At 55.5% G+C, this 2,974-nt stretch carries 4 protein-coding genes; all 4 read right to left on the bottom strand.

The window, feature by feature from the left end:
* Window positions 1–385: DUF1016 N-terminal domain-containing protein (locus BP727_RS11220; protein WP_286858867.1), on the bottom strand; the 385-nt coding region annotated here is incomplete at its 3' end.
* Window positions 382–705, bottom strand: coding sequence for a hypothetical protein (locus BP727_RS11215; protein ID WP_013719198.1), 324 nt, complete (start codon window positions 703–705; stop codon window positions 382–384). The genes BP727_RS11220 and BP727_RS11215, both read right to left, overlap by 4 nt.
* 455 nt (window positions 706–1,160) lie before the next feature.
* On the bottom strand, window positions 1,161–2,117 hold the full coding sequence (hemB, locus tag BP727_RS11210; RefSeq protein ID WP_286858865.1) for a porphobilinogen synthase: 957 nt from the start codon (window positions 2,115–2,117) through the stop codon (window positions 1,161–1,163).
* Window positions 2,114–2,974: glutamyl-tRNA reductase (gene hemA / locus BP727_RS11205; RefSeq protein WP_286858863.1), on the bottom strand; the 861-nt coding region annotated here is incomplete at its 5' end. The genes hemB and hemA, both read right to left, overlap by 4 nt.

Here is a 2,974-nt window from a genome sequence, read left to right as displayed (position 1 = left end):
ACCAAGATAATTGTCCAGACAGTGTCTGGACTATCTTGATATCATCGAAGACCTCGGCAAAACGGATCATGTGAAAGACATTGCTGCGGCGAAAGCCCTTCCCGTACTCCGCAGCCAGCCTCTTGCTCACCAGCTCGACAACTTTCGCTCCATACTCAGCCCGGCTCTCGGCTGGCAGATCATCGCTGACGCGCTTGCCTATCTGCCAGTAGAGGATCACAAGCTCGGAGTTTACTGATTGAGCGACACGGGCTTTTGCCTGCTCTATGAGTGGCCGGGTGCTGCCGACAAGCTCTTCTGAGGCAACGGATACCTCATTCTCTTCCGATTCTGCTATTTTGCCAGCAGGGTCTTGTTCTTCTCTCATTCGGAAGGCTTTCTTCATGGCATCATCGTCTCCTCAAGCATCATAAGTAATGTGAGACAAGGCTCTGCATTGGGGACATATGACCTCATTATCTGCCCATAACATTTACTGGTTATAGTAACCTTCGTCTCTGCACTCGTCCTATCTCCTTGGATCCCCAACACCTCTGCTTTCATCATCCTGGCCAGCTCCCGAGCGTTCCCCTGCAATGCCATCGGCCGGTTGGGTGTCAGCTGCAGAAGTTTCAGAACTTCTGGGGGTAGCCTGAACTCCATGCGGCCAATGATCGTGCTGTCTACGGCTTTGTATACAAATGATACGCTGCCATTCAATGCCATGACGATCTGGCCTGAGTCTCGAGCTTGAACCAGATTTCGGAAGTCCTCTGGGCACCTGAGTTCAGAAATGAGGGGCTCTACAACCTCTTCCAGTGAATCATTCGTTAGGGGCCATTTAATCACATTTACTACTCAGACTTCTCGTCAGAACTACTATAACTGGCCGTGATACCTCCGCCAGAGATGGGATCTTGTAGCTTACACGTACTCATGAGGGCTGGAATCAGCTCGTATAGCCCCAGCTCTTTGGCTTTGGCAAAGACTTCAATAGCCTTATTGTGGCTCCTCGCCGAATTGTGTGGGTGAGGTCCAGCTGAAACTATTGCCTTTGCACCTCTGCTTTCTGAGGTTGGGTTAGTGCATAGCCCTTCACCACAGGCGCGGAGACACAGAGAATATACGATTAGAGTTTACCCATACTAAATAGCGAGGAGCCGTATCGATTATCTGCAGGATCATCCTTCGCATTGCCTGGCATACTCCTTTGCCCAGTAGGTGATGATCATATCCGCCCCCGCCCTCTTAATGCACATCAACGACTCCAGAAAGGCGGCCCGCTCATCCAGCCAGCCCCGCTCAGCGGCGGCCTGGATCATGGAGTACTCTCCAGATACCTGATAGGCAGCAGTGGGCATGCCGAACATCTCCTTTACCGCCCGGAGCACATCCAAATAGGGCATGGCCGGCTTGACCATCACCATATCCGCCCCTTCCTCGATGTCCAGCTGCACCTCCCACAGGGCTTCGGCAAAGTTGGCCGGATCCATCTGGTATCCCCGGCGATCGCCGAATGCGAAGCCCGACTGGGCCGCCTCCCGGAAGGGACCGTAGAATGTGGAGGCATACTTGGCGGAATAAGAGAGAATGGGGGTATCGGCGAATCCCTCCCAGTCCAAAGAGGTGCGAATGGCCCGCACCATATGATCCATCATTCCGCTGGGGGCGACTATATCCGCTCCCGCCTGGGCCTGGCTCACTGCCACTTCACCCAGCAGGGGAAGGGTCTCATCGTTCAGTACTCGCTCTCCCCGGACCAGGCCGCAGTGGCCGTGGCTGGTGTACTCGCACAGACACAGGTCGGTTATGACCAAAAGACTGGTGCATTCCTTGATTGCCCGCACCGCCTTCTGGATCACGCCATCGGGATCGGCTGCAGCCGAGCCCATCTCATCCTTGGTGGAGGGCAGGCCGAATAGCAGCACTGCCGGCACCCCCAGATCCTCCAGCGCTCCTGCCTCTGCTGCCACGCTCTCTATGCTCTGATGATACTGGCCGGGCATGGATTCGATCAATTTCGGCTCAGATATCCTCTCATCCACGAAGATGGGCTGAATCAGATCCTTTATGCCCAGATCCGTCTCGGAAACCATCTCTCTGATCCCCGGCACTCTCAGCCGCCTCATTCTCCTCATATCTTCTCCTCCAGCCGGAACAGCTCGCACAATGACTTCAGTATCTCCAGGTCTCCCCTCTCCGCAGCGCTCTTCAGCGATTTGGTCGGCTCCGATAATATTTTATTCACAATGGAGCGGCTCATATCGCACAGGACCTGCTGCTCGATCTCGCCCAGGGTATGCCTGGCTGAGAGCTTGTTCATGGCCTTTCTAACCTCCTGGTCCTTGATCAGCTCCGCCTGAGAGTAAAGCCGAGCCAGCAGCTCTTCCGCCTCCTTCCTCTTGTACTTGGCCCGGAGAAGCTGCAGCTCTTCTGTTATGATCTCCTCCACCCGTGCCGCCTCTGCCATCCTCTGCATCATGTTCTCCCGGCTGATGTTCTTGAGGCTGTCGATGTTATGCAGCTGGACCCCTGAAACCTCGGCAGCAGCCTGGTCCACGTCCCTGGGGTTGGCGATATCGATTATGAGAAGCTTGTTGCTTCTATCGGCCATGGCCGTCTCTATGTCGCTCTTGAGGAGGATGTAATGGGGGGCAGAGGTGGCGCTGATCACCACATCTGCGATATGAAGGCGGCGGGGCATATCATCAAATGGAACTGCCTCTCCCCCCAGGCTCTCCGCCAGACAGACCGCTGAGCTAAGGGTCCGATTGGTGACTGCCAGCGATCCGATCTCCCGGCTGAGCAGTGCCCGGGATATTAGCTCCCCAGTCTCTCCAGCGCCGATCACCAGGACCGATTTGCCCTTCAGGTCACCCAGGATCTCCTCAGCCAGGTCGACAGCTGCAGAGCCTACCGACACCGAGCGCTCGTTGATGCGGGTCTCTTTGCGCACCCTCTTACCCACCTGAATGGCCTTCTTAAAAGCGGTCTC

This window comes from Methanosaeta sp. UBA356 (genome assembly GCF_002496465.1).
Classification (GTDB): Archaea; Halobacteriota; Methanosarcinia; order Methanotrichales; family Methanotrichaceae; genus Methanothrix; species Methanothrix soehngenii.
The sequence above is the reverse complement of the archived record's forward strand: the minus strand, read 5'-3'. Positions and strand labels throughout refer to the sequence as shown.

Coding starts and splice junctions, on each gene's coding strand:
- BP727_RS11215 (WP_013719198.1), bottom strand. CDS start 705: ATGGCATTGAATGGCAGCGTATCATTTGTATACAAAGCCGTAGACAGC.
- hemB (WP_286858865.1), bottom strand. CDS start 2,117: ATGAGGAGAATGAGGCGGCTGAGAGTGCCGGGGATCAGAGAGATGGTT.